19 protein-coding genes and 2 pseudogenes are annotated in these 24047 nt (G+C 70.2%); 14 read left to right on the top strand and 7 right to left on the bottom strand.

Annotated elements, in window-relative coordinates; translation table 11 throughout:
• Window positions 1-13: 13 nt before the first annotated feature.
• Both mtaB and dapF read right to left on the bottom strand, forming a co-directional pair.
• Window positions 14-1294, bottom strand: a complete 1281-nt coding sequence (gene mtaB / locus F0357_RS05790; protein WP_153479488.1) for a tRNA (N(6)-L-threonylcarbamoyladenosine(37)-C(2))-methylthiotransferase MtaB — start codon at window positions 1292-1294, stop codon at window positions 14-16.
• Entirely contained in the window at window positions 1294-2172 is an 879-nt protein-coding gene (gene dapF, locus F0357_RS05785) for a diaminopimelate epimerase (protein ID WP_153479487.1), read from the bottom strand. The genes mtaB and dapF overlap by 1 nt, the downstream gene beginning before the upstream one ends.
• A 719-nt stretch (window positions 2173-2891) precedes the next feature.
• Here dapF and F0357_RS05780 point away from each other — a divergent pair.
• Complete coding sequence (locus F0357_RS05780) at window positions 2892-4502, top strand: glycoside hydrolase family 17 protein (RefSeq protein WP_153479486.1); 1611 nt, start codon at window positions 2892-2894, stop codon at window positions 4500-4502.
• Here the strand turns inward: F0357_RS05780 and F0357_RS05775 are convergent.
• The gene (locus F0357_RS05775; protein ID WP_153479485.1) at window positions 4474-4851 is read right to left on the bottom strand and encodes a hypothetical protein; all 378 of its coding nucleotides are present in this window, start codon (window positions 4849-4851) and stop codon (window positions 4474-4476) included. The two genes, F0357_RS05780 and F0357_RS05775, sit on opposite strands and share 29 nt — an antisense overlap.
• A 116-nt stretch (window positions 4852-4967) precedes the next feature.
• Window positions 4968-5864, bottom strand: coding sequence for a methyltransferase domain-containing protein (locus tag F0357_RS05770; RefSeq protein WP_208948444.1), 897 nt, complete (start codon window positions 5862-5864; stop codon window positions 4968-4970).
• A 233-nt stretch (window positions 5865-6097) separates the two neighbouring features.
• Between F0357_RS05770 and F0357_RS05765 the strand changes: the two genes are divergently transcribed.
• The 4 genes from F0357_RS05765 (at window position 6098) to F0357_RS05750 (ending at window position 8627) form a co-directional block, all read left to right on the top strand.
• Entirely contained in the window at window positions 6098-6925 is an 828-nt protein-coding gene (locus F0357_RS05765) for a ComF family protein (protein ID WP_153479484.1), read from the top strand.
• A gap of 83 nt (window positions 6926-7008) precedes the next feature.
• On the top strand, window positions 7009-7263 hold the full coding sequence (grxC, locus tag F0357_RS05760) for a glutaredoxin 3 (RefSeq protein ID WP_153479483.1): 255 nt from the start codon (window positions 7009-7011) through the stop codon (window positions 7261-7263).
• Between the two features lie 36 nt (window positions 7264-7299).
• Entirely contained in the window at window positions 7300-8151 is an 852-nt protein-coding gene (locus tag F0357_RS05755; RefSeq protein WP_153479482.1) for a carbon-nitrogen hydrolase family protein, read from the top strand.
• Window positions 8148-8627, top strand: coding sequence for a DUF1178 family protein (locus tag F0357_RS05750; protein ID WP_312861467.1), 480 nt, complete (start codon window positions 8148-8150; stop codon window positions 8625-8627). The genes F0357_RS05755 and F0357_RS05750 overlap by 4 nt, the downstream gene beginning before the upstream one ends.
• A 42-nt stretch (window positions 8628-8669) precedes the next feature.
• Here F0357_RS05750 and ubiG read toward each other — a convergent pair whose 3' ends face one another.
• The gene (gene ubiG, locus F0357_RS05745; RefSeq protein ID WP_153486265.1) at window positions 8670-9422 is read right to left on the bottom strand and encodes a bifunctional 2-polyprenyl-6-hydroxyphenol methylase/3-demethylubiquinol 3-O-methyltransferase UbiG; all 753 of its coding nucleotides are present in this window, start codon (window positions 9420-9422) and stop codon (window positions 8670-8672) included.
• 290 nt (window positions 9423-9712) lie between these two features.
• Between ubiG and F0357_RS05740 the strand changes: the two are divergent.
• The 5 genes and pseudogenes from F0357_RS05740 (at window position 9713) to F0357_RS05720 (ending at window position 17503) form a co-directional block, all read left to right on the top strand.
• Window positions 9713-10965 (top strand): annotated as a pseudogene (locus tag F0357_RS05740) (aspartate kinase).
• Window positions 10966-11190: 225 nt separating this feature from the next.
• Window positions 11191-13458, top strand: a complete 2268-nt coding sequence (ptsP, locus tag F0357_RS05735) for a phosphoenolpyruvate--protein phosphotransferase (RefSeq protein WP_153486255.1) — start codon at window positions 11191-11193, stop codon at window positions 13456-13458.
• Between the two features lie 127 nt (window positions 13459-13585).
• Entirely contained in the window at window positions 13586-14662 is a 1077-nt protein-coding gene (prfA, locus tag F0357_RS05730; RefSeq protein WP_153486245.1) for a peptide chain release factor 1, read from the top strand.
• Between the two features lie 3 nt (window positions 14663-14665).
• Window positions 14666-15541: a peptide chain release factor N(5)-glutamine methyltransferase gene (prmC, locus tag F0357_RS05725; protein WP_312861466.1), complete on the top strand. Its 876-nt coding sequence runs from the start codon at window positions 14666-14668 to the stop codon at window positions 15539-15541.
• An 888-nt stretch (window positions 15542-16429) separates the two neighbouring features.
• Window positions 16430-17503, top strand: a complete 1074-nt coding sequence (locus F0357_RS05720; protein ID WP_153479480.1) for a DUF4167 domain-containing protein — start codon at window positions 16430-16432, stop codon at window positions 17501-17503.
• 165 nt (window positions 17504-17668) lie between these two features.
• Here F0357_RS05720 and rnhB read toward each other — a convergent pair.
• Together rnhB and F0357_RS05710 are read right to left on the bottom strand one after the other, a co-directional pair.
• Window positions 17669-18375 (bottom strand): annotated as a pseudogene (rnhB, locus tag F0357_RS05715) (ribonuclease HII).
• 61 nt (window positions 18376-18436) lie between these two features.
• Entirely contained in the window at window positions 18437-19531 is a 1095-nt protein-coding gene (locus F0357_RS05710) for a PA0069 family radical SAM protein (protein WP_312861683.1), read from the bottom strand.
• Between the two features lie 228 nt (window positions 19532-19759).
• Here F0357_RS05710 and F0357_RS05705 point away from each other — a divergent pair, with 228 nt between their 5' ends.
• From F0357_RS05705 to cydB, 4 genes are all read left to right on the top strand, one after another.
• The gene (locus tag F0357_RS05705; protein WP_153479479.1) at window positions 19760-20431 is read left to right on the top strand and encodes a glycosyltransferase family protein; all 672 of its coding nucleotides are present in this window, start codon (window positions 19760-19762) and stop codon (window positions 20429-20431) included.
• 3 nt (window positions 20432-20434) lie between these two features.
• Window positions 20435-21415 carry a uracil-DNA glycosylase gene (locus F0357_RS05700; protein WP_153479478.1) on the top strand — a complete coding sequence of 327 codons (981 nt, stop codon included), beginning with the start codon at window positions 20435-20437 and terminating at the stop codon, window positions 21413-21415.
• A 159-nt stretch (window positions 21416-21574) separates the two neighbouring features.
• Window positions 21575-22993 (top strand): cytochrome ubiquinol oxidase subunit I, encoded by a 1419-nt coding sequence (locus F0357_RS05695; protein WP_153479477.1) that lies wholly within the window; start codon window positions 21575-21577, stop codon window positions 22991-22993.
• Between the two features lie 15 nt (window positions 22994-23008).
• Complete coding sequence (gene cydB, locus F0357_RS05690) at window positions 23009-24013, top strand: cytochrome d ubiquinol oxidase subunit II (RefSeq protein WP_153486236.1); 1005 nt, start codon at window positions 23009-23011, stop codon at window positions 24011-24013.
• Window positions 24014-24047: the final 34 nt, after the last annotated feature.

The raw sequence follows: 24047 nt of genomic DNA, 5'->3' as shown, positions 1-24047 counted from the left end.
CGCGCGGCCCGCCTCAGGCGGCCTCGGCGATCAGGTGGGCGGCGTCGTGGCCGGTGATCCGCGCCGGCACCACCGCGCCCGGCTTGCCGCCGGCGATCAAAGTCGGGGTGAAGAGCTCGGTGCGGCCGAGCCCGTCGCGCTCGATCAGGACCTGGCGCAGCCGGCCGCGCTCGGCGGCGAGGTGGGCGGCGAAGCGCTCGGCGCTCTTCGCCCGCAACCGCTCGGCGCGCGCCTTGATGAGGGCCTTGTCGAGCTGCGGCATGCGCGCCGCCGGGGTGCCCTTGCGCGGCGAGAACGGGAAGACGTGGAGGAAGGTCAGCCCGCAATCGTCGACATGGGCGAGGCTGTTCTCGAACATCGCCTCGGTCTCGGTCGGGAAGCCGGCGATGAGGTCGGCGCCGAACACGATGTCGGGGCGCAGCCGCCGCGCCTCGGTGCAGAAGCGCACGGCGTCCGCCGCCGAATGGCGGCGCTTCATGCGCTTCAGGATCATGTCGTCGCCGGCCTGCAGCGAGAGGTGGAAGTGCGGCATCAGCCGCTCCTCCTCGGCGATCACCCGCATCAGGCTGTCGTCCACCTCGATGGAATCGATCGAGGAGAGCCGCAGGCGCTTCAGCTCCGGCACGTTCTTGAGGATGCGGCGGACGAGCTCGCCGAGCCGCGGCGCCCCCGGCAGGTCCTGGCCGTAGGAGGTGAGGTCGACGCCGGTCAGCACCACTTCCGCCGTGCCGCGCTCGGCGATGGCGCGGATTTCCTGGACCACGGCCCCCATCGGCACCGAGCGGGAGGGGCCACGGCCGAACGGGATGATGCAGAAGGTGCAGCGATGGTCGCAGCCGTTCTGCACCTGGACGAAGGCGCGGGTGCGCCCTTCGAGGCCCTCGATCAGGTGGGCCGCGGTCTCGCGCACCGCCATGATGTCGTCGACGCGGATCTTCTCCGCGGCCGAGACGCCGAAATCGGGGCCGGAGGGCCGGTTGTCGCCGGCGATGCGGCGCCACGCGGCCGGGTCGAGCTTCTCGGCGTTGCCGAGCACGAGATCGACCTCGTCCATCTCGGCGAAGGTCTCGGGCTCGGTCTGGGCGGCGCAGCCGGTGACGACGATGCGCGCACCGCCGTTCTCCCGGCGCGCCTTGCGGATCGCCTGGCGGGCCTGGCGCACCGCCTCGCCCGTCACTGCGCAGGTGTTGATGACGATCGTCTCGGCGACACCGGCAGCCTTCGCCTCGCGCCGGATCACCTCGGTCTCCACCGTGTTGAGCCGGCAGCCGAAGGTCAGGATCTCGACACCCATCAGGCGGCGCTCCGCCCGAGGGTGACGGTGAGGGTGTCGCGGTCGATCTCGCCGACGGCCTCGGTCTCGGTCGGGCCGGTCATCAGGACGTGGTCGTCGCCCGGTCGCCAGTGGATGGCGAGGGTGCCGCCGGGCAGCGTGATCGAAACCCGCCGTCCGGTCCGCCCGGTGCGCGCGGCGGCGACCGCGACGGCGCAGGCGGCCGAGCCGCAGGCCCGCGTCGCGCCGGCCCCGCGCTCCCACACCGCGAGGCGGATCGCCTCGGGCGAGAGGACCTGCGCGAACGAGACGTTGACGCGGTCGGGAAAGAGCGGGTGGCGCTCGATCGTGGGGCCGAGGCTCGCGAGGTCGATCGCGGCGAGGTCGTCGACCCAGAAGACGGCGTGGGGATTGCCCATGTTGACGACGGTCGCCGGGCCGAGCGTGGGGGCACCGGCCGGCAGCGGCACGGCGACGGCATTGGTGTCGGCGACGGCATGGGCGAGTGGGATCTCGCTCCAGGCGAAGCGCGGCGCGCCCATGTCGATGGTGAAGAGGCCGCCCGGTGCGCGGCTGCACAGAAGCGTTCCGGCGCGGGTGCGCAGGACGATCGGCTCGATCACGCCCGACGCGAAGAGAACGTCGGCGACGCAGCGCATGCCGTTGCCGCAGGCGCCGGCGTCGGTGCCGTCGGAATTGTAGATGCGGATGGTGCCGTCGGTCCCGTCGGTGTCGGCAGGATGGATCGCCATCAACTGATCGAAGCGGAGGCCTCGCTCCGGGGCCGCGAGGGCACGCGCCTCGTCCGCGCTGAGCGGGGCGCCGCCGGCGCGCAGATCGACGACGGCGATGGCGTTGCCGATGCCGTTCATCTTGAAGACGGGGAGGCGGGCGGACATGACGCGGCTTTCGGGACGACGGGCTTCAAGTGTGGCGGCGGCTCGGACGACCGGAAAAAGGCGGCTCCGCGAGCCCTCCGCCGGCTCTATATGGCGGAAGGCGGCCGCAAACGGAAGACCGAAAGGGCGGTGCGGGAGTGCGGGGCTATCACCGCCCCGCCGGCGACTTTCGTGCTGTCAGGATCTTGCCGCGATGCACTTTGCTCTCCACCGTCATTCCCGCCCTTGTGGCGGGAACCCCGGGGCGGCCTCCACCGAGATCGCGGCTCTCCGGCTACGGCGTGCCAGACGAACGGACACCGCCTCTCCCTTCGCCCCGCTTGCGGGGAGAAGGTGGGCCGACAGGGCCGGATGAGGGGTGCGTCTGCCCTGCTTAAGGTATTGCCAGTAAAGTAAAAAGCCCCTCATCCGCCCCTTCGGGGCACCTTCTCCCCGACGGGGAGAAGGGTGGGGTGGCCTACGATGCGGCTCCGTTGCCACAGAGCATGTGAGCCGCGTCGCTCAAGGAGCCGTCGAAATCGGACGCGATCCGGCACACTCGAAGACGGCCCCGACGGTGCGTCGGGTCAATCGATGAGGCCGCAACGGGGCTTCGAGGCGCGGAAGGCGGGGTTCGTCCGCGCACGGCCTCTTGCACGCTCGTGCGAAAGACGTGCTAATCGCGAACCCGGCCGGGCGGCTCCGTCCGGTGCGTTGTCAGCCGAGGCTCATTCCCCTTCATGACGGACGGTTCCCCGATCGTTGCTTCCGCGCCGCGCGTTCCCGCCGGTCTTCTCGCTGCCGCCGTCGTGGCGGTTCTGGTCGCCGCCGCGTGGTGGTGGCTCGGCCGGCCGGTCCCGGTGCCGCCGTCGCCCCTCGCCCCAGGCGAGAAGATGGCGTGCCTCTCCTACGCGCCGTACGAGGGCGATCAGACCCCGTTCGATCCGACCTTGACGATCCCGCCCGATCAGATCGACCGCCAGCTCGGGGAACTCTCCAAGGTCACCTCGTGCGTGCGCACCTATTCGACGGGGCAGGGCCTCGCCGCGGTGCCGGAGCTCGCGGCCAAGCACGGCCTCAAGGTTCTCCAGGGCGTCTGGCTCAGCCGCAACCGGACCGACAACGCCAAGGAGATCGCGACCGCGATCGAGCTCGCCAAGGCCTATCCGGACACCATCCGCGGCTTCGTCGTCGGCAACGAGGTGCTGCTGCGCCGCGACCTGCCGGTCGCAACGCTCGCCGAGGCGATCCGCACCGTGCGGCAGGCGGTCAAGCCGATCCCCGTCACCTATGCCGACGTGTGGGAATTCTGGGAGGCGAACGCCGCGCTCGCCCCCGAGGTCGATTTCGTCACCATCCACATGCTCCCCTATTGGGAGAACCAGCCGATCCCGGTCGGTCAGGCCCGCGACCACGTCGCCAAGATCTACCGCGACGTCCAGGCGCTGCTGCCGCCCGGCAAGCCGATCCTGATCGGCGAGACGGGCTGGCCGAGCCGCGGCCGGATGCGCGAGGGTGCGCTGCCGTCGCCCTCCGATCAGGTCAAGTTCCTCACCGACATCGTCGCCCTCTCGAAGACGAACGGCTGGGATTACAATCTCATCGAGGCGCTCGATCAGCCGTGGAAGCGGCTGCTCGAAGGCACCGTCGGCGGCCATTGGGGCGTGCTCGACGATCAGGGCGCCAAGAAGTTCACCTGGGGCGAGCCGATCAGCGACCATCCCGGTTGGCTGTGGCAGGGCGCGCTCGGCGTCGTCGCGGCGGCGGGCCTCGTGCTGCTCGGCCGGCGGACGCGCGGCGCCGACCGGGCCAAGGTCGTCGTCCTCGCGCTCGTCACCGGTCTGGCGCTGCCGTGGTGGGTCGAGGAAATCCCCGTCATCAGCCTCGATCAGTGGGATTGGCTGTTCTCGGGCCTGCTGCTCGCGCTCGGGATCGTGCTGGCGCCGCTTGCGGTTCTCGCGCTGGCGCGGGGCGGCACGCGGCCCGGGCTCGCGGCGGTGCTCGGCGCCGATCCCGCGGGCGGGAAGACCGACTGGATCGGCCGGACGATCGGCTGGGGTCTCGTGCTGACGATCGCGATCGGCCTGCCGACCCTCATCGCGATGCTGATCGATTCGCGCTATCGCGACTTCCAGTTCTCCGGCTTCGCGGTGCCCGCCGTGGCGCTTCTCGTCGTGCCGGTGATCGGCGCCGCCTCGCGGGCCGAGCGCATCGTGGGGCTTCTCCTCGCCGTCGGGGCGATCGGTGTCGTCGTCAACGAGGGCCTGCAGAACTGGCAGGCGATCCTGTTCTCGCTTGCCTTCCTGGCGCTCGCCGCGGCGCTCAGGCCGTGGCGCGGCGCACGGGCCTAGCGAGCGAGAGGATCGCGAGCGTCAGCGCGAGCGCGCCCGGCCACGCGCTGAACAGAACGAGGCAGAGCGCCGAAAGAACCAGCGTGGCGCCGAACAGCCCGACGCTGGGGCGCACCAACGTCGCGAGCCCGACCAGCACGGCGAGCAATCCCGGATAAAGGGTGCGGAAGCCCTCGTTGAAGGCGAAGCGCACCGAGCAGCGGATCGAGCTCTCGCCGGCCTCGCACGATTGGGCGATCGCGGTGACGTCGATCAGCCCGTAGCGCAGCGCGAGCGCGGCCGCGAGGGCGGCGAGCGTCGCGAGGGCGACGAGGGCGAGGCTCCGGGGGCTGAAGGCGAGAATGGGCATCGACGTTCGGTCTCGTATGGGGCCGGCACGCGGAGCCGGCGGGACGCTGCCGCGACCATGGCGCCTCCCGGGGCGGCGCGCAACCGTTGGCTCTTTGCCCCGGATTCCGACGAGCGTCAGGTCCGACCGCCGCCGCCGTCGCCGGCCTTTTCCCCGGCCGGCCGTTCGGTCGCGCCGAGGGCGTCGGCGAGGCGGGTCTTGGCGGAGCCCGGCGCAAGCGGCTTCTGCTGGCTTTCGTGGGGCGCCCAGCCGGACAGCGAGACGATCTCGACCGTCGCCCGGATGCGGCCGTCCGGATCGGAGAAGCGTTCGGCATAGATCTCGGCGGCGCGGACGAGGAGCGCCCGCCGCGCCGGCACCCGCAGCCGGTCGGTCAGGCTGCTGGTGGCGCCGAGGGCGCGCAGATCGGCCATCAGGGCGAACAGGTTCGGATAGCGCACGGTGAGCCGATCGGTGTCGGCGACGGGGAGCGCGAAACCGGCCCGCTGCAACAGGCTCGCCAGCGCCCGGAGATCGGCGAACGGGGCGACGCGGGGGCTCGCGCCGCCGGTCAGCTCCACCTCGGCGGCGAGCAGGCTCTCGCGCAACTCCGTCAGGGTATCGCCGCCGGCGACCGCCGCGAGCATCAGGCCGTCCGGCTTCAGGGCGCGGCGGATCTGGGCGAAGCTCCCCGGCAGGTCGTTGACCGCCTGGAGGGTGAGGGTCGCGACGACGAGGTCGAGGCTGGCCGGCGCGAACGGCAGCGCCTCTTCGTCGAGCACCAAGTCGGGCCGGCCTGGACCGGCGGCGAGGGCGTCGGCGCGCCAGACCGTGTCGCATTTGCCGCTCGAGGTGAGCACATCGGCGACGGCGCCGCCGCTGCCGAGATCGACCGCCACGGGAAAATGCCGGCTGACGGCGGCGAGCCGCAGCGCCACGTCCTCGGCGACGTAGGACATCAGGAAATCGGCGCTGCCGCCGCCCGCGAACGCGCGCCGCCGACGCTCGGCGACGAGCCTGCGATCGAACACCAGGGGGTGACGGTCATGATCGGTTTCCGGTGAGAGGCGCCGGCGCGAGGACCTATCAGCCCCCGGACGCCGGGTCGAGCCCGTTGCGTGCGCCACCCCGGCCGGCCGCTCCTTGCCTCGCCGCCCGTCCGCGAGGATAGTCCGTGAGATAGGTCTCGAGAGGGGTGCAGGCAATCGCGGTCCCGCCGGCTCGGCCGCCGGCTCCGACCCGCGGCCTGCGGATGGGAACGGGATCGATGCCGTGGCTATGGACGCCGATCGGGGCGGACGAACCGGCCCCGCCGCCGCGCCGCCGGGACGGTCTCGGACCGCAGGCGGCCGCGCTTCCGCGCCGGCTCGCCCGCCGCCTCGTCGACCTCGCGCTGCCGCCGGCTTGCGTCGTCTGTCATGCGCCGGTCGCCGATTTCGGCGCGCTGTGCGCCGGCTGTTGGTCGTCCCTGCGTTTCATCGAGCGGCCGTTCTGCGAAAGGCTCGGCACGCCGTTCGCCTTCGATATCGGCCCCGGCGCGCTGTCCGCCGAGGCGATCGCCGATCCGCCGCCTTATGACCGGGCGCGGGCCGCCGTAATCTTCAACGACGGCGCCAAGCGCCTCATCCACGCGCTCAAATATCGCGACCGGCTGGAGATGGCGGAGACGATGGCGCGGATGATGACGCGGGCCGGCCGCGATCTGCTCGACGACGCCGATCTCCTGGTGCCCGTCCCGCTGCACCGCTGGCGGCTGTGGTCTCGGCGGTTCAACCAATCGGCGCTGCTCGCCGCCCGCATCGGCGCGGCGGCGCGGGTCGCCGTCGACCCGTTCGCCTTGGTCCGCACCCGGGCGACGGCCCGTCAGGTCGGCCTCGATGCGGCGGCGCGGGCGCAGAACGTGGCGGGCGCTTTCCGCGTGCCGGACGTCGCCCTCGCGGCGGTGGCGGGCCGCCGGATCGTCCTCGTCGACGACGTGCTGACCTCCGGCGCCACCGTCGCGGCGGCGGTCAAGGGGCTCAGGAAGGCGCGGCCCGCTCGGATCGACGTCCTCGTCTTCGCGAGGGTTGTGAACCGGGCCGACGAGCCAATATAAACTGATCCATCGGCGGCGGATGCGGCGTGCGGACGCCGGCCGCCGCATCTGTTCGGGTCCGCTGTTCCGGCTACGAGTTCGCCATGGCCCACGTCCTCATCTACACCCGTCAAGGCTGCGGCTATTGCACCGCGGCGAAGAGCCTGCTCGCCAAGAAGGGCGTTGCGTTCGAGGAGATCGACGCGACCGGGAATCCGGATCTGCGCAGCGCGATGATCGAGCGCAGCGGCCGCTCCACCTTCCCGCAGATCTTCGTCGGCCCGACCCACGTCGGCGGCTGCGACGACCTCTATGCGCTCGACCGCGACGGCAAGCTCGATCCGCTGCTCGCCGCCTGACATCCGGCTTTGGCCCGCTCTTTCAGAGGACCGATCATGGCTCCCTTCCGTGCCGCCTGCGTCCAGATGCGCTCGAGCCGCTCGCCGGCGGAGAACGTCGCGACCGCCGAAGCCCTGATCCGCGAGGCGGCGGCCGCCGGCGCGGTCTATGTGCAGACGCCGGAGATGACCAATCTCCTGGAGCGCGACCGGGCGGCCCTGTTCGACAAGATCGCCCTCGAGGAGGCGGACCAAGGCCTCGCCACCCTCAAGGGGCTCGCCCGTGAGCTCGGGATCACCCTGCACATCGGGTCGTTCGCGATCCGCCGGCCCGACGGCGCCGTCGCCAACCGCGGCTTCGTCATCGGGCCGGACGGCACCGTCGCGGCGCGCTACGACAAGATCCACATGTTCGACGTCGATCTGGCGAACGGCGAAAGCTGGCGCGAATCCGCGACCTACCAGCCGGGCGACGTCGCGGTGGTCACCGATCTCGCCGACATCCGCCTCGGTCTCGCGATCTGCTACGATCTGCGCTTCCCGCATCTGTTCCGCGGCCATGCCAAGGCCGGTGCCGGTCTGCTCTCGGTTCCGGCGGCGTTCACCCGTCAGACCGGCGAGGCGCACTGGCACGTGCTCCTGCGCGCCCGGGCCATCGAGAACGGCGCCTTCGTCGTGGCGGCGGCGCAGGCCGGTCAGCACGAGGACGGCCGCGAGACCTACGGCCACAGCCTTATCGTCGACCCGTGGGGCCGTGTCCTCGCCGAGGCCGCCACGGAGCCCGGCATCATCGTGGCCGAGATCGATCCGGCCCTCGTCGACGAGGCGCGCGGCCGCATTCCTGCTTTGAAGAACGAGCGCGCCTTCGCCCCGTCCACGGCGCCGCGCCTCGTGGAGAGCGTAGCGTGATCCATTACAGTCTCGTCTGTGCCGACGAGCATGCGTTCGAGGGCTGGTTCCGGTCCTCCTCCGATTTCGACGATCAGGTCGCGAAGGGCCTGGTGCCGTGTCCGGTGTGCGGCTCGACGCACGTGCGCCGGGCCCTGATGGCCCCGGCGATCGCGAGCGGCCGTCGCGAGACCCGCGAGGTTCCTGTTCCGGCGGTGCCTGAGACGAGCGCTCCGGTTCCCGTCGCGGCGGCGCCGATCCTCTCGGATCCGCGCGCGGTTGCCCTGGTCGAGGCGATGCGCGAACTGCGCAAGGCCGTCGAGGCCAATGCCGATTATGTCGGCAAGAGCTTCCCCGAAGAGGCACGCAAGATCCATTACGGCGAGACGGAAGCCCGCGGTATCTACGGCGAGGCGTCCGCCGAGGACGTCAAGGCGCTGCTCGAGGAGGGCGTCGAGATCGCGCCGCTGCCGCTGCTGCCCGAAGATCGCAACTGAGTAGACCGCGCCTGAGACGGCTGCGGCCGGAATGGCGCGCCTTCAGCGCGGCCGTTCCGCTGCCAGCATGTAATTGACGTCGAGATCGCGGGCGGAGCGGTTCCAGCGGTTGCGCATCGGATCGAACACGACGCCGGTCTTCTCGATCGTCTCGAGGCCGGCCGCCGTCGTCGCCGCCTCGAGTTCGTCCGGCGTGACGAACTTGTCGAACGAATGGGTGCCGCGCGGCAGCCAGCCCAGCACATATTCGGCGCCGACGATGGCGAGCGCGTAGGCCTTGCGGGTCCGGTTGAGGGTCGCCGCGAAGAACAGGCCGCCGGGCCGGACCATGCCGGCCGAGGCGGCGATGAACGCCGACACGTCGGCGACGTGCTCGACGACCTCCATGGCGAACACGACGTCGAAGCCTTCGCCGGCCTCGGCGAGGGCTTCCGCGGTCGTCGCGCGATAATCGATGGCGAGCCCGGCATCGCCGGCGTGCAGCGATGCGACGGAGATGTTGGTTTCCGACGGATCGGCGCCGACCACGCTCGCCCCGAGGCGGGCGAGGGGCTCGGACAGGAGGCCGCCGCCGCACCCGATGTCGAGCATGCGCAGGCCACGGAAGGCGAGAGTGTCCGTCTCGGCCCGCCCGAAGTGGCGGCAGACGGTCTCCTTCACGTAGGCGAGGCGCACCGGGTTGAAGCGGTGCAGCGGCGCGAACTTGCCGGTCGGGTCCCACCACTCGTCGGCGATGGCGGCGAAGCGCGCGACCTCCGCCGGATCGACCGTGCCGCCCGCCGCCCGCTCTGCCATGGTCCCGCTCGAGCCCGACATGTCCGTTCTCCTGAGATCGCCCGGGGGCGGCGCGGATCGCGCCGCGCGTCGCCCTCGGCCTTCGCTTTAGGTCGCCTCGGGGGCGTGGATGTCAATGGTGCGCGCCGTCGCGCGGTCCCGCGGACACGCCCTGAGGCCGTCGGTTGCGGCGCCGCCTCGTTTCCTGTAACAAGCCCCGCCGATCCCGCGTGCCCCACGCGGAACCGTTCAAAATTTCCGTTCCGCCGCGCTTTGCGGCGTTCCGTTCGCCTACGCCACGAGATCTTCCGATGGCCCGCCTCGTCATGAAGTTCGGCGGCACTTCCGTCGCCAACCTGGAGCGCATCCGCAACGCCGCGCGCCACGTCAAACGGGAGGTCGATGCCGGTCACGAGGTGGCGGTCATCGTCTCGGCGATGTCGGGCGAGACGAACAAGCTCGTCGCCCTGTGCCGCGAAGCGAGCCTTCTGCACGATGCCCGCGAATACGACGCCGTGGTCGCCTCGGGCGAGCAGGTGACGTCCGGCCTTCTCGCGATCGTGCTCCAGTCGATGGGCGTCAACGCCCGCTCCTGGCAGGGCTGGCAGATTCCGCTGCGCACCGACGAGGCGCACGGCGCGGCCCGCATCGCCGGCATCGACGGCGCCTTCCTGACCGAGCGCATCGCCGGGGACAGGTCGCCGTCATCGCCGGCTTCCAGGGCATCGCGCCGGACAACCGCATCTCGACGCTCGGCCGCGGCGGCTCGGATACGAGCGCGGTGGCGATCGCCGCCGCCATCGGTGCCGACCGCTGCGACATCTACACCGACGTCGACGGCGTCTACACCACCGACCCGCGCATCGTGCCCAAGGCGCGCCGGCTCGCCCGCATCTCCTTCGAGGAGATGCTCGAGATGGCCTCCCTCGGCGCCAAGGTGCTGCAGGTCCGCTCCGTCGAACTCGCCATGGTGAAGCGCGTCCGGACCTTCGTCCGGTCGAGCTTCGACGACCCGGACGCCCCCCAGCTCGGCGACGGCGGACTTCCCCCCGGAACCCTCATCTGCGACGAGGACGAGATCGTGGAGCAACAGGTCGTCACCGGAATCGCGTACTCGAAAGACGAGGCGCAGATTTCCATTCGCAAGGTCGCCGATAAGCCGGGCATCGCGGCCGCGGTGTTCGTGCCGCTCGCCGAGGCGAACATCAACGTCGACATGATCGTCCAGAACGTGACGGCCGACGGTTCGACCACCGACATCACCTTCACGGTGCCGATGGCCGATTACGAGCGCGCCCGCGGCGTGATCGAGAAGGCCCGCGCGGAGATCGGCTATGCCGAGATCCAGGGCTCGACCGACGTAGTGAAAGTTTCGGCGATCGGCATCGGCATGCGCAGCCATGCCGGCGTCGCCGCCGCCTGCTTCCGCGCGCTGTCGGAGAAGGGCGTCAACATCCGCGCCATCTCGACCTCCGAGATCAAGATCTCGGTGCTGATCGACGCGGCCTATACCGAGCTCGCGGTGCGCACGCTGCACTCGCTCTACGGCCTCGACGCGGCCTGAACCGGGACCTCGCCGCGGCCGAATCGCGATGATCCGGCCGCGGCCCGCTCCCGCGGCGGCGTGTCCGCCGCGTTCGACGCGCCGTATTGGCGCTTCGCGCGTTCCGCGATCGGTGGCAGAGTGGCACGGGACTTGCCCGCCCGACATCGATGAACGACGGAGGCGGGCGTGGAGCGGAACAGGGCCGGAGATGGGACCGAGCCCCAGATCGAGGTGACGGGCGTGATGCGTGCCGCGGGGACCGGGCCACGCCTTCTTCTGCGGCGCCTGCGCGAGCTGATGGCCGAGCCGATCGGCGCGCAGGAAAGGCTCGACAAAATCGTCGTCCAGATCGCCGCCAACATGGTGGCCGAGGTCTGCTCCGTCTATCTGCTGCGCGCCGACGGCGTGCTCGAGCTGTTCGCGACGGAGGGCCTCAACCGCGCTGCCGTGCACCAGACGAGCCTGAAGGTCGGTGAAGGTCTCGTCGGCCTGATCGCCGCCGAGGCCCATCCGCTCAATCTGGCGACCGCGCGCTCCCATCCGGCCTTCGCCTACCGGCCGGAGACGGGCGAGGAGATCTATAACGGCTTCCTCGGTGTGCCGATCCTGCGGGCGGGGCGCATGCTCGGCGTGCTGGTGGTGCAGAACCGGGCACATCGCACCTATTCCGACGAGGAGGTCGAGGCGCTCCAAACCACCTCGATGGTGATCGCCGAAATGATCGCCGCGGGGGAGGTCGAGGCGATCGCCAAGCCCGGCCAGGGCCTCGATCTGCGTCGGGCGATGCAGCTCGGCGGCCTCGCCCTCGCCGACGGCGTCGGCATGGGCCACGTCGTGCTGCACGAGCCGCGCGTCGTCGTCACCAATCTCATCGCCGAGGACATCGAGCGCGAGCGGGAGCGGCTGCATCACGCCCTCGACAAGCTGCGCCTGTCGCTCGACGACATGTTGGAGCGCCGCGAAGTCGCCCGCGACGGCGAGCACCGCGACGTGCTCGAAGCCTATGCGATGTTCGCCCGCGACCGCGGTTGGGCGCGCAAGATGGAAGAGGCGATCCGCAACGGCCTGACCGCGGAGGCCGCGGCGGAGAAGGTGCAGTCGGACACCCGCGCGCAGATGCTGCGCTCCACCGACCCCTATATCCGCGAACGGCTGCACGATCTCGACGATCTCGCCAACCGGCTGATGCGCGAGCTGATTGGTCGGCCGCACCAGCTCACCGCCGAGGAACTGCCCAAGGACGCCATCATCGTCGCCCGCAACATGGGCGCGGCCGAGCTCCTCGATTATGACCGCGAGCGCATTCGCGGCGTCATACTCGAAGAGGGCAGTCCGACGAGCCACGTCACCATCGTCGCCCGCGCGCTGGGTCTTCCGATGGTCGGTCAGGTGCCGACCGTCGTCTCTCTGGTCGAGCCGGGCGACGCCATCATCGTCGACGGCGAGGCGGGCGACGTCCAGCTCCGCCCCCGGCCGGACGTCGAGAAGGCCTATGGCGAGAAGGTGCGCTTCCGCGCCCGCCGCCAGGCCCAATATCGCCGCCTCCGCTCGAAGCCCGCGATCACCCGCGACGGACACACCGTCTATCTGCACCTCAATGCCGGCCTGCTGGTCGACATGCCCCATCTCGAGGAATCCGGCGCGTCGGGCATCGGCCTGTTCCGCACGGAACTCCTCTTCATGGTGACGGAACAGCTTCCCCGGGTGCGGGAGCAGGAACAGCTCTATAGCCGCGTGCTCGACGCCGCCGGCGACCGCCCGGTCAATTTCCGTTCGCTCGACATCGGCGGTGACAAGCTGCTGCCCTATCTGCGCTCGGTCGAGGAGGAGAACCCGGCGCTGGGATGGCGCGCGATCCGGCTCGGGCTCGACCGGCCGGCTTTGTTGCGCACCCAGGTGCGCGCGCTTCTGCGCGCCGCGGCGGGCCGCGAGCTGCGCCTGATGTTTCCGATGATCACCACCGTCGCGGAATATCGCGCGGCTCGTGCCGTGGTGGACCGGGAGCTTCGCCACGCTCGCCGCCACGGCCATCGGAGCCCGGAGACGATCCGGCTCGGCGCCATGATCGAGGTGCCGTCGCTCCTGTTCGAACTCGACGAACTCCTCGACATCGTCGATTTCATCTCGGTCGGCTCGAACGATCTGTTCCAGTTCATGTATGCCGCCGATCGCGGCAACCCGCGCCTCGCCGACCGCTTCGATTCACTGTCCGTGCCGTTCCTGCGGGCGCTCAAGATGATCGTCGAGCGCGCCGAGGCCAAGCACGTGCCGGTGTCGCTGTGCGGGGAGATGGCGGGCCGACCGCTGACCGCGATGGCCTTGCTCGCCCTCGGCTTCAGGACCATATCGATGCCGCCGGCCGCGATCGGACCGGTCAAGGAGATGATCCGGGCTCTCGATGTCGGCCGGCTCCGGGCGCGACTCTTGCCGCGGCTCGAACCCGGTCAATTGAGCGGCGAGCTCCGGCCGCTGCTCAAGACCTTCGCGGACGAGAACGAGATCCCGGTCTGATCGCGGCCCTGATTTGGGTCCTAATCTGGGCTCCGCTCCCGGTTGCGCACCGTTTTCCCAAGCGCGACGGCCCACCGCCCGGATCGGCGGGCTTGCGCCGCGCCCTCATAAGATTATGCCTTCCACCATGCTCGCCCGCGACAAGCTCGACGCTCTCACCGCCCGCTTCGCCTACATCGAGGACCGCCTCGCCACGGGGGCGGATTCCGAGACCTTCGTGAAGCTCTCCCGCGAGCACGCCGACCTTGCGCCGGTGGTGGCCCGCGTCGCGGCGCTTCGGGCGGCCGAGCAGGAACTCGCCGATCTCGACGCCCTCCTCGCCGATCCCGCGACCGACCCGGAGATGCGCGCCCTCGCCGAGGACGAGCGGCCCGGCCAGGCCGATGCCGTCGAGCGGCTTGGCCATGAAATCCGGCTCGCATTGCTGCCGCGCGACGAGGCGGACGCCAAGAGCGCCATCCTGGAGGTGCGCGCCGGCACCGGCGGCAACGAGGCCGCTCTGTTCGCCGGCGACCTCTTCCGCATGTACCAACGCTACGCCGACCTGCACGGCTGGAAGGTCGAGCTCATCTCCGCGAGCGAGGGCGAGGCGGGCGGCTACAAGGAGGTGATCGCCTCGATCACCGGGCCGAACGTGTTCTCGCGGCTCAAGTTCGAATCGGGCGTGCACCGGGTGCAGCGTGTGCCGGCGACGGAATCGGGCGGCCGCATCCACACTTCGGCGGCGACGGTCGCCGTGCTGCCCGAGGCCGAGGACGTCGACGTGGCGATCAACGACGGCGATCTCCGTATCGACCTCTACCGCTCGTCCGGGGCCGGCGGGCAGCACGTCAACACCACCGATTCGGCGGTCCGCATCACCCACATCCCGACTGGCATCGCCGTCGCCGTCCAGGACGAGCGCTCGCAGCACAAGAACCGGGCGCGGGCCATGCAGCTCTTGCGCTCGCGGATTTACGAGGCGGAGCGCTCCCGGCTCGATTCGGAGCGCGCCGCCTCGCGGCGCGGCCAGGTCGGCTCCGGCGACCGCTCCGAACGCATCCGCACCTACAATTTTCCGCAAGGCCGGGTGACCGACCACCGCATCAACCTGACCCTCTACAAGCTCGACCAAGTGATCTCCGGCGAGGCCTTGGACGAGATCGTCGACGCGCTCGCAGCCGACCATCAGGCCGCGCTGCTCGCCGCCGCCGAGGACGATTGAGCCGTGGCGCAGGAGGCTCGGTTGCTCTCGGTGGTTCTGGCGGACGTCCGCGCCCGCTTCCGAGCTGCCGGGCTCGACACGCCCGACCTCGACGCCCGCCTGCTCGTCGCCGAAGCGGCGGGCCTCGATCCGGACCGGATCGTGCTCGGTGGCGACCGGCCGCTCGACGCCGATGAATGCGCCCGGGCAGAAGCCCTCGCGGCGCGGCGCCTCGCGGGCGAGCCGGTCGGCCGCATTCTCGGGCGGCGCGAGTTCTGGGGGCTCACCTTCCGTCTCTCCGCTGACACGCTCGAACCGCGTCCCGACACCGAGACCTTGGTGGAGGCGGCGCTCGCGCTCGTTCGCGACCGCCAGGCGCTGCTGCGATTCGCCGATGTGGGCACTGGAACCGGCGCGATCGCAGTCGCACTCCTGACCGAACTGCCGAATGCAGCGGCGCTCGCCATAGACCTCGCGCCGGGTGCCCTCGCCACGGCGCGCGAGAACGCCGTCGCGGCCGGCGTCGGTAGCCGCTTCTTCCCGGCAGTCGCTGATTTCGCGACAACGCTCGCCGTGGGGTTGGATTTCGTGATTTCGAACCCACCTTACATTCGGACGGCGGAGATCGGTCGCCTCGCGGAGGAGGTCCGCCGTTTCGATCCGCTGCGGGCGCTCGATGGCGGTGCCGATGGGCTGGAGCCCTACCGGCTGATCGCGAACGAAGCTTTTCGCGCCCTTCGTCACGATGGTCATCTCCTTGTCGAAATCGGGTGGGATCAAGAAGGCGACGTGCGATCGATTCTTGGTGCGGCCGGCTTCGTGGAGATCGGGACCCGATTCGATCTCGGAGGCCGGGCGCGGGTCGTGAGCGGGCGTCGGCCCGGTTCGGCGGAACGCTGACAAAGGCTTGCAAGCTGACAAAGCTTGGAAAAAGCCCTTGGAAATCGACGCCGAAGCGGCTAATTTCCGGTCGCCGACGCAGGTTCACGGACGATCGTTACCAACGGGGGTGGCGATTTCCGGACAGGATGTCCAGCGAGCGGATCGCGGTTCGCTCCGAGGGCCCGGCAACGGGAAGCACTCATCGCAGATCGGCTGTCGCAGCGCCACGGTCGGGAGGAAGGTCGGTCCTCCGAAGTGGTCTGTCGCGCGGCTCAAGCGACTGGATTTCTGAAGCTACGCGGATCAGCACCGTTTCGGACGCAACGGGGACTGTGTTCACGGCCGCGGTTGTTCGCGGACGCGGTGCGGCGACCGAAAGCCAGACGGGTCGTCCACCCGAGGTCTTCGTCCTCGGGGTGTTATCGTTTGGTCTTGCTTCGGGCTTCTCGTCTGCAGCCTTTGGGAAGCGTCGACTGTGGGGGCGGTTCCGCTCCGACCCCCGGGCGCGAACCCGGAATACGGGCTTGAGATTTCGGCCACGCGCAGTGGTCAAGCGGTTGATATCGCACTGTTTTCTGGGCCGATCAAGACAGCCGGGCCAGGCAGTGGATGGAAGAGAAACCCGAGGGACGCCGGCCGCGTAGGCCTCGCCCGACGGGTTTTGGTTTGTCCGGGAGAGGCGACGAGCGCTTCGTGAAGAGGGCAGCCAGAGCAACGTGATCAAGAGCCGTCCGGTCCGAACGGAGCGGGTGGCTCTCGGAGACGCCGCGATGCGGCGAATCATAGCGAGGCGGAGCGCCGGGCAGACGCTGACGGCGCACGGCGGCTTCACCTCGTCGAGCGGGTGACCGACAGGTCGGGACGATCCCCGGCGCGCGCGGCCCCTTCGTGTAGAGAAGCGATCGGATGAGACAGGGAAATCCCAACAAGCGCCTCCGGGGCCGCAACAACAACAATAACAATAACAGCAACAACAACCGCAAAGGGCCCAACCCGTTGAGTCGGACCTACGAGTCGAACGGGCCCGATGTGAAGATCCGTGGCACCGCGCTCCATATCGCTGAAAAATATGTTCAGCTCGCCCGTGACGCCCAGGCGTCCGGCGACACGGTGATGGTGGAGAGCTATTTCCAGCACGCCGAGCACTATTACCGCATCATCGCCGCGGCGCAGGCGCAGTCGCCGCACCAGGTGTTCGTCCGCGAGGACGACCTGCGCGATGAGGAGGACGAGTTCAGCGCCGCGGCGCGGGAACCGCGCCTGGAGCCCCGCTCGGAGGCCCCGCGCGAGAACGGCCGCGACGAATATCGCGGCGAGCGCCAGGACCGTGGCGAGCGCCAGGACCGTGGCGACCGTCCGGAGCGTGGCGAGCGTCAGGATCGGGGCGAGCGTCAGGATCGCGGGGACCGCTACGAGCGCGGTGATCGCCCGGAACGCACCGATCGCCCGGAACGCCAGGATCGCCCGGAGCGCGGCGACCGCCAGGAGCGTTACGGCCGCTTCGGCCGTGGTGGCATGAACGGCGAGGGCGGTTATCAGCGCCCGCCACGGGAGCCGCGCGAACGCCCCCTCTACAACGAAGAAGCCGTGCCCGGCCTCGGTCCGCAGCCCGATATCGGCGGTGCCGATCTGCGCCCGGTGGCGGCGGTCAACGGCCCGGTGATCCAGCCGGAGCCCGCGCCGGTGGCGCCCGTGCTGCCGGACGCGATCGAGCCGGTCGGTGCTGAGCCGGTGGCGGCGACGCCGGCCCCCCGCGCGCGCCGGAGCCCCCGCACCGTCAACGCCCCGGCGCCCGAGCCGGTGGCCGTCGAGCCCGTCGAGGCCGCGGCCGAAGGGGCGAACACCGAGGCCTCCGGTGAAGACGACGCGGCGCCGCGGATTCGCCGCCGCGTGCGCGGTAGCCGCGGCCGCGGCACGCGCCGCAACGCTTCCGCCGAGGGCGGCGAGGAGCCGGCGCTGCCGCTCGGCTCGGCAGAGTAGAGGCGCCCCTTCAAGCGAGATTTGGGAGGGCCGTGCGGGCGACCGCGCGGCCCTTTCGCGTTGCGGGGGCCGAGGGGAGCGCGCGAAGGCCGCTCGGTCTGCCGCTGAAAACGCGACCGCCTACGCCGCCTTGGCGATGGCGGCTGCGCCCGGTCCGATCGATGCTCAGAGGAGGACGACGAGATCGCGGATCGGGGCGAAGCTGCGCCGATGGTGCACGGTGACGCCGAGCGTCTGAAGGGCGAGCCGGTGCTCCGGCGTACCGTAGCCCTTGTGGTTCTCGAAGCCGTAGCCCGGATGATCGGAGCCGAGCACGACCATCATGCGGTCGCGGGTGACCTTGGCGACGATCGAGGCGGCGGCAATCGCCGCGGAGTGGGCGTCCCCCTCGACGATGGCTTCGCCCGCACAAGGCAGGCCGTGGGGCACGTCGATGCCGTCGATGAGGGCGAGCTTCGGTCGCTCCGAGAGGCCGCGCACCGCCTGGGTCATTGCCCACAGCGTCGCGCCGCGGATGTTGAGATAATCGATGCGACGGGGGAGGCGACGGCGACGGCGACGTCGGCCGTCGCCAGGATCTCGGCGAACAGGGCTTCCCGCGTCTCGGCCTTCAACTGCTTCGAATCGGCGAGGCCGGCCGGCACATTGTTCGGATCGAGCACGACGGCCGCCGCGACGACCGGCCCGGCCCATGGGCCGCGGCCCGCCTCGTCGACCCCGCACAGGGGGCCGTCGATGCGCGCCGCGTAGAGCCGATCGAAGGCGAAGTCCGCGCGCGCCGGAGGCCGCTCGCCGGACGGGCGGGCGCTCTTTCCGGCCGGCGGCCGGCCGCGCCTCTTGGCGGACGGCGAGGGGACATCGGCGATGCTCATGGGCCGCGAAAGTGCGCCGGCCCCACCCGATTCGCAACCCGAGGCGGCCGGGCCGCGGCCGTCAGAACAGGCTGAGCTGCGCCCCGCCGCGCACCGGCGGCTCGAACAGGTCGGCCCGGAGCTTCAGCTTGCGCTGGTTGAGGCCGAGCCGCTTCGCCGCGAGTTCGAAGCGGCGCCCGAGCGTCCAGGCATACGGGCCGGACCCCTTCATCCGCTTGCCGAAGCTCGCGTCGTAGTCCTTGCCGTCGCGCATCGCCCTGATGATCGACATGACGTGCTGGAAGCGGTGCGGATATTCGCGCACCAGCCATTCTTTGAAGAGGTCGGAGACTTCGAGCGGCAGTCGGAGGAGGACGTAGCCGGCCTCCGTCGCGCCCGCCTCGCGGGCGGCCTCCAGGATCGCCTCGATCTCGCTGTCGTTCAGCGCCGGGATGACCGGCGCCGTCATCACCGTGGTCGGGATGCCGGCGTCCGACAAAGCCTTGATGGCGGCGAGCCGCCGCTCGGGCGTCGAGGCGCGGGGCTCCATCGCCCGGGCGAGCTTGCGGTCGAGGGTGGTGACCGAGATCGCGACCTTGACGAGGCCCTGGGCCGCCATCGGCGCCAGGATGTCGATATCCCGCGTGACGAGGGCCGACTTGGTGACGATGCCGACCGGGTGCTTGGTGCGGGCGAGCACCTCGAGCACGGCGCGGGTGAGCCGCCGCTCCCGCTCGATCGGCTGATAGGGATCGGTCGCGGTGCCGAAGGCGATCGCCTGCGGGCGGTAGTTCGGGGCCGAAAGGTCGCGCTCCAGGGCCTCGGCGGCATTCACCTTGGCGAACAGCTTGGTCTCGAAATCGAGCCCCGCCGACAGGCCGACATAAGAATGGTTCGGCCGCGCGAAACAATAGATGCAGCCGTGCTCGCAGCCGCGATAGGTGTTGATCGAGCGGTCGAAGCTGATGTCGGGGGATTCGTTGCGGGTGATCAGGCTGCGCGCCCGCTCCTCGCGAACCTCGGTCCGGAAGGCGGGCAATTCCTCAACCGAACCCCAGCCGTCGTCGAGGATCTCCCGCGTTTCCGGTTCGAACCGGCCGGTCGGGTTGATCCCGGCGCCGCGGCCGCGGCGGCGGTCTTCGGCGATGCCGACGGCCCCCGAGGCTGCGGGCTGGATGGTCGGATCGGCATCGTCGAAGCGATCCCGCGGGGGAGCATCGTGGGGGCCCTGCGCCGGGCCGAGGCGGAAACAGCGAGCGAGACGGGCGGCACGGTGACCTCCGGCGGGCGGGGCGTGGTCTTCGATGTCCTCAATCTAGGATGCGGATCGGAACAAATCAAGAACATAGCGGGAGCCCTCACGAATCCTCGCGATTGCCGTCTTTTGCGTGTAAACACCCAAGCGATGATCACGGTTCTCATTCCGGCCACGGATGGCGAGCAGTGCCTCGCGCAGACGCTGGTGTCGCTTGTGGAAGCGGCGGCAGACGGGTTCGTGCGCGAGGTCGTCGTGCTCGACGGCGGCGGGAACGGTCCGATCGCGCGTCTCGCCGACGAGGCCGGCTGCACGCTGGTACCCGAGCCGGGTTCGCTTTCCGCGCGGTATCGCGCGGGGGTCGAGCGGGGTCGGCGCGGCTCGTGGCTTCTGTTCCTGCGACCCGGCGTGGCGTTGGCGCCCGGCTGGCAGCCCCAGGCGGCGGCTTTCATGGAGCGCGTGGATCGGTCGGGCGGCGAGGCGGCGGCGATGTTCCGCTTCGGCCTCGATGAACTCGGCATCGCCGCGCGGGCCGCGGAATGGCGGGTGCGCATCGCGAGCCGGCTGTTCGCGCTGCCGGCCCCAGAGCAGGCGCTGCTCATTCCACGCCGCTTCTACGAGCGCCTCGGCGGCCATCGCGACCTGCCGCGCTGCGAGGAGATCGATCTGTTCCGCCGCATCGGCCGCGGCAGGCTCCATGTGCTCAATGCCGAGGCGCGGGCGCCGTCGCGCCGCTTCCTCGAAGGCCGCGGCAGCGCGATCACCGGTGCGCTGCTCGCTTTGCACGTGCCGACGACCCTCGTCTCCCGGCTCGGAGCCTGAGCCATGGCGTTCAGCGACGAGGAGCGGCGGGCGCTCGTCGCCCTCGTCGAATGGTACGACGCGATGGGCGTCGACGGGGTCGTCGGCGACGTCGCCATCGACCGCCTCGCGGCGCGCAGCCTCCCCGAGCCGTCGCCCGAGCGCTCTGCGAGCCGGCCCGCGATGGCCGAGGGCGCTCCGCGAACACCGCGCGCGCCGTGGGAGGCACAGCCGACCGTTGCGGGCGAGGCCCCGTTCGAAAGTCCCTTCCCCGTGTCGCCGCCAACTCCGGCCGCACGACCGTCCCCTCCACCGCTGCCGAGCCTTCGGCCGACGCCCGCCGTGCCGCCGATCGGCGCCGGCCCCGGCGCCGTGGTTCCGGACGAGGCCGCGGTCGAGACCGCCCGTGCCGCGGCCGCCTCGGCGTCGACCCTCGCCGAACTCGAGGCCGTCATGCGCGCGTTCGACGGCTGCAATCTGAAGAAGACGGCGACGCAGCTCGTCTTTGCCGACGGCAATCCGGCCGCCAAGATCATGTTCGTCGGCGAGGCGCCCGGCCGCGACGAGGACATTCAGGGCAAACCCTTCGTCGGCCGATCGGGTCAGTTGCTCGACCGCATGCTGGCGGCGATCGGCCTCGACCGCACCAATATCTACATCGCCAATGTGGTGCCCTGGCGTCCGCCCGGCAACCGCACGCCGAGCCCGCAGGAAACCGAGATCTGCCGGCCGTTCATCCGCCGCCAGATCGAGCTCGTCTCCCCCGAGGTGCTGATCTTCCTCGGCGGGGCCTCCGCCAAGGTCCTGATCGGTTCGACGGACGGCATTCTGAAGTTGCGCGGCCGCTGGGAACGCTATGCCCTGCCGGACCACACGATTCCGTGTATGGCGACTCTCCACCCCGCCTATCTGTTGCGTCAGCCGCTGCAGAAACGGCTCGCATGGCGGGATTTCCGGGCGTTGCGGGCGATCCTGACCGGGGCCGCGGCCAGCGCCGCCGATTGAGGCGACGGTGCGGCGCCCCTGCGACGTTCTTGCGCCGGTCGCAGATTGATGCGCACCCTATAATTCTTGCGAAGAACGAAGCGACCCGGTCGCGCCGACGTTTGATTCCGCCCGTTGGGGCCGGGGAGAGCGGCGGTTCGACCCGACCAGGTAAGGCCGATGGAACTCGATCCCGTTCTCCTCGCGCGCGTCCAATTCGCGTTCACGATCTCCTTCCACATCATCTTCCCGAGCTTCACGATCGGGCTCGCGGCGTGGATCGCCACGCTCGAAGGGATCTGGCTCGCCACCAAGAACGACCGCTATCACGAGCTCGCCCGGTTCTGGACCAAGGTCTTCGCGGTTTCGTTCGCGATGGGCGTCGTGTCCGGCATCGTGCTCTCCTACCAGTTCGGCACCAACTGGAGCCGGTATGCGGAAGTCGTCGGCAACGTCGTCGCGCCGCTGATCGGCTACGAGGTGCTGACCGCCTTCTTCCTGGAGGCGACCTTCCTCGGCATCATGTTGTTCGGCTGGAACCGGGTGCCTCCCTGGCTGCACTTCCTGGCTTGCCTGATCGTGGCGGTCGGCACCTGCATCTCGGCCTTCTGGATCCTGTCGGCCAATAGCTGGATGCAGTTCCCGACCGGCCACGAGATGCGTGACGGCATCGCCTATCCGGCGAACTGGCTCGACATCATCTTCAGCCCGACCTTCCCGATCCGCTATTTCCACATGGTGCTCGGCGCCTTCATCACCACGGCCTTCGTCGTCTTCGCGGTCGGCGCGCGCTGGTGGCTCAAGGGCCAGTCGATCGCCCAGGCGGAGACGGCGATGAAGATGGCGCTCGGCCTCCTCATCGTGCTGGTGCCGATCCAGGGCTATGTCGGCGACACCGCCGGTGAGCTCGTGCGCGATCACCAGCCGGCGAAACTCGCGGCGATCGAAGCCCACTGGGGCGGCGAGGAGACGCCCGGCGCCGGCGTGCCGCTCGTGGTCTTCGCGATCCCGAACGAGGCGACCGAGACGAACGACTTCCAGATCGCCATTCCCCACCTCGGCAGCCTGATCGTCACCCGCTCGTGGGACGGCACGTTCCCGGGCCTCAAGACGTTCCCGCCTGAGGACCGGCCGCCGCTGCTGCCGCCCTTCTTCGGCTTCCGCATCATGGTCGGCCTGTGGGCCTTGATGCTCCTCACCGTGGTCGTCGGCGGGATCCTCTGGGCGCGCGGACGGCTGTTCTCGGCCGGGCTCTATCTCAAGGCGGTGAGCCTGATGTGGCCGATCGGCTTCGTCACGGTGATCGCGGGCTGGTTCGTCACCGAGATCGGCCGTCAGCCGTGGATCGCGACGGGCATTCTGCGCACCGCCGATGCCATCTCGCCGGTTCCGGTCGGCTCGCTGGTATTCTCTCTCGTGCTCTTCGTGATCGTCTACGCGATCGTGTTCTCGGCCGGCATCTACTACATCAACCGGCTGATCAACAAAGGACCGGCCTCGGTCAGCCACGCCGACGAGGGCGAGGGCGACGACGGTCTGCGCCGCCCCATCTCGGCCGCGCACGATGCCGGCCGCACCGCCATGCACCCCGGGGAGTGACCTCACATGCTGTTCATGGAGTTCTACCTTCCGGTCATCTGGGGTCTTCTGATCGCAACGGCGGTCGCGCTCTACGTGCTGCTCGACGGGTTCGATCTCGGCGTCGGCATCCTCTTCCCGTTCACCAAGGACGAGGAGGAGCGCGACCAGATGATGAACTCGATCGCCCCGTTCTGGGACGGCAACGAGACGTGGCTGATCCTCGGTGGCGGCGGCCTCTGGGTCGCCTTCCCGAAGGCCTATGCGATCTTGATGCCGGGGGTCTACCTCCCCGTCATCGTGATGCTGCTGGCGCTCGCCTTCCGCGGGGTGGCCTTCGAATTCCGCTTCGTCTCCAAGCCGAACCACAGGTGGTGGGACATTGCGTTCGCCGGCGGCTCGACGGTGGCGGCGTTCTGCCAGGGTCTCATCCTCGGCACCGTCATCGACGGCATCGTGGTCGCCGACAACAGCTACGCCGGCGGCCCGTTCAACTGGCTCAGCCCGTTCTCGATCGTCTGCGGCCTGGGGCTCGTGTGCGGTTACGCGCTGCTCGGCTCGGGCTGGCTGATGATGCGGGTCGAGGGGGCGCTGGCCTCCCACGCGCGGCGCTGGGCGCGGCCGGCCTTCGTCGGCCTCTTCGTCTTCATCGTCGTCGTCAGCCTTTGGACCGCCCTCGGCGTGCCGCGGATTTCCGACCGCTGGTTCTCGGCGCCGATGATCTACCTGCTGTGGCCGGTGCCGCTCGTCACGCTGCTGCTCGGCTATATCGGCTGGCGGGCGATCGACCGCGGGCTCGGCCTGCGCACCTTCGCGACGTCCGTCGGCCTCTTCCTGCTCTGCTTCATTGGGCTCGCGATCTCGAACTATCCCTATCTCGTGCCGCCGACGCTGACGGTGTGGGACGCGGCTGCCGCCCCCGATTCGCAGATGTTCATGCTGCTCGGCGCGGTGCCGCTCTTGCCGCTCATCCTCATGTACACCGCGTTCGTTTATTGGACCTTCCGCGGCAAGGTCCGGCCCGGCGAGGGCTATCATTGAGCGCGCTGCGCGGCGCCGTCCCTCGGGTGCCGCA

Origin of the sequence: Segnochrobactrum spirostomi, assembly GCF_009600605.1 — a bacterium.
GTDB classification, from domain to species: Bacteria; Pseudomonadota; Alphaproteobacteria; order Rhizobiales; family Segnochrobactraceae; genus Segnochrobactrum; species Segnochrobactrum spirostomi.
This window is presented reverse-complemented; position numbering and strand designations above follow the sequence as displayed.